The organism is Rhodobacter capsulatus, from assembly GCF_005144475.1.
Lineage (GTDB): Bacteria > Pseudomonadota > Alphaproteobacteria > Rhodobacterales > Rhodobacteraceae > Rhodobacter > Rhodobacter capsulatus_C.
The window spans coordinates 1-1,844 of sequence record NZ_SWJZ01000114.1 but is presented as its reverse complement, the minus strand read 5'-3'; the positions used below and the strand labels follow the sequence as shown (position 1 = coordinate 1,844).

General features: G+C 66.1%; 3 protein-coding genes. All 3 read right to left on the bottom strand.

Annotated features, from left to right (window positions below):
* Positions 1–282: 282 nt before the first annotated feature.
* A complete protein-coding gene (rpmE, locus tag FBT96_RS19085; RefSeq protein WP_055211882.1) occupies positions 283–504 on the bottom strand; it encodes a 50S ribosomal protein L31 in 222 nt (73 codons plus the stop codon).
* Between the two features lie 11 nt (positions 505–515).
* Positions 516–890 carry a 50S ribosomal protein L19 gene (gene rplS / locus FBT96_RS19080; RefSeq protein WP_013066107.1) on the bottom strand — a complete coding sequence of 125 codons (375 nt, stop codon included), beginning with the start codon at positions 888–890 and terminating at the stop codon, positions 516–518.
* Positions 891–1,166: 276 nt separating this feature from the next.
* Complete coding sequence (locus FBT96_RS19075; RefSeq protein ID WP_136909472.1) at positions 1,167–1,673, bottom strand: ClbS/DfsB family four-helix bundle protein; 507 nt, start codon at positions 1,671–1,673, stop codon at positions 1,167–1,169.
* Positions 1,674–1,844: the final 171 nt, after the last annotated feature.

The window sequence follows — 1,844 nt, the reverse complement described above, 5'->3', positions numbered from 1 at the left end:
CCGGGTGGGGGTGGTGTTTCCCCTCGGCTCACCCCGCGGCGACCCGCGGGGGGCTTCGCCCCCCGCACCCCCCTTTGCGTATTTTGCCAAGGAAAAGCGGGTGCCGTGGCGGGCCTGCGTCGCAGGCGGGCTTGCGCCGTGCCCTTTCACCTTGGGACAAATATCCCGGGGGGCCGAGGCATCGCCTCGGCGGGGGCGGAGCCCCCTCTGGCATGTCGCACTGGCGCGACGCAAACAAAAGGGCGCCCGAGGGCGCCCTTTCGGAACCAGTCACGCGGCAGCTCAGAAGCCGAGGCCGGCGTATTTGTTCTTGAACTTCGACACGCGGCCGCCGGTGTCCATCAGCTTGGCCGAACCGCCGGTCCAGGCCGGGTGCGCCAGCGGATCGATGTCGAGCGCCATCGTATCGCCTTCCTTGCCCCAGGTGGACTTGGTCAGATACTCGGAGCCGTCGGTCATCTTGACGGTGATGAGGTGGTAATTCGGGTGGGTATCGGCTTTCATCGTCCCGCTCCTTATTCGGCTTTGGCTTTGTAGTTGGTGACTTCGGCGATCCGAGCCGATTTGCCGCGACGCGAACGCAGGTAGTAGAGCTTCGCACGACGGACGCGACCGCGACGCACCACTTCGATGCTGTCGATGTTGGTCGAGTAGAGCGGGAACACGCGTTCCACGCCTTCGCCGAACGAGATCTTGCGCACGGTGAACGAGGCGGCGATGGTCGAGCCGCCCTTGCGGGCGATGCAGACGCCTTCATACATCTGCACGCGCGAGCGGGTGCCTTCGGTCACCTTGTAGCCGACGCGCACGGTGTCGCCAGCCTTGAAGTCGGGGATGGTCTTGCCGAGGGCGGCGATCTGTTCCGCCTCGAGTTGTGCGATCAGGTTCATCGCAAATCCTTTCGTTGCTTGCGGTTATGTCCGCAAAGGTGTCGCCGCCCGAGAGCTCCGGTCTTCGCTCGGGTCCGCGCCTGTTGCCAGGGGCGCCCGCCGGAGGATCGTTCGTCCTGTTCAAGCCCCGTCCAGAACCCGGTGCTGCGACCGAAGCAGGCCGCCGCAGGCAAAGGAAAAGGGTCCGCGAGCCGATTCCGGTCCGGACCCGCGCGGCATACGGGGAAAGCTTGCGCGGATCAAGAGGGAAGTGGGGGCGGGCGGGCGCGCCGCCGCTCACCTCTGCTCCTTCAGCCAGCGGCGCAGGCGCCCGCGCGCATTGGCGTAGGGCGAGGCCGAGTTGAACTGGATCATCCGGCCCTTCGGCCATTTGCCATACCAGGGGCGTCCGTAAAGCTCGTCCTCCGACCGCGCCGCCACCGCGCGCATCAGTCCGGCCTGTGCCCGGGACAGGCGCAACAGCAGCTCCGGCCAGTCCAAGGCGTGATGATCGCGGTAGAATTTCTGCGCCAGGGCGCCCAGCTGGGTCCATTGAAAGCCGGTTTCGGGGAAATCGACCGGCTCGCCGCGGTCATCCCGGTCGAGCCATTTCAGAACAAGTTCGTTCCAGCCGATCAGATAGCTCACCAGATCCGCCGGAGACATCATCGACCCGTTCACATGGCCCGCCATCGACAGCTCTCTGGCCCGCTCCGGCGCAACCCTCTCGCAGTCCTGCATCAGCTTGTCGAAGCTTGTCGCAATGGCGCTCAGCAGCTCGGCTTTTGAGGCGGGGACAGCCATCGGAAATCCCTCCTTGTCGAGGTTTCAAGACTACGCGGCCCAAACCGGAGAGACAATGCCCGCCCCCTTTCACCTTGGCGAAAATATCCCGGGGGTCCGGGGGCGGAGCCCCCGGCGGGTGGCCCCCGCCGGGGCCGGGGGCAATAACCTGGCCGGCGTGAGCCCCCGATA

What these genes read in the sequence shown, in the direction of transcription:
- rplS (WP_013066107.1), bottom strand. Translation starts at nt 890, where the DNA reads ATGAACCTGATCGCACAACTCGAGGCGGAACAGATCGCCGCCCTCGGC.
- rpmE (WP_055211882.1), bottom strand. Translation starts at nt 504, where the DNA reads ATGAAAGCCGATACCCACCCGAATTACCACCTCATCACCGTCAAGATG.
- FBT96_RS19075 (WP_136909472.1), bottom strand. Translation starts at nt 1,673, where the DNA reads ATGGCTGTCCCCGCCTCAAAAGCCGAGCTGCTGAGCGCCATTGCGACA.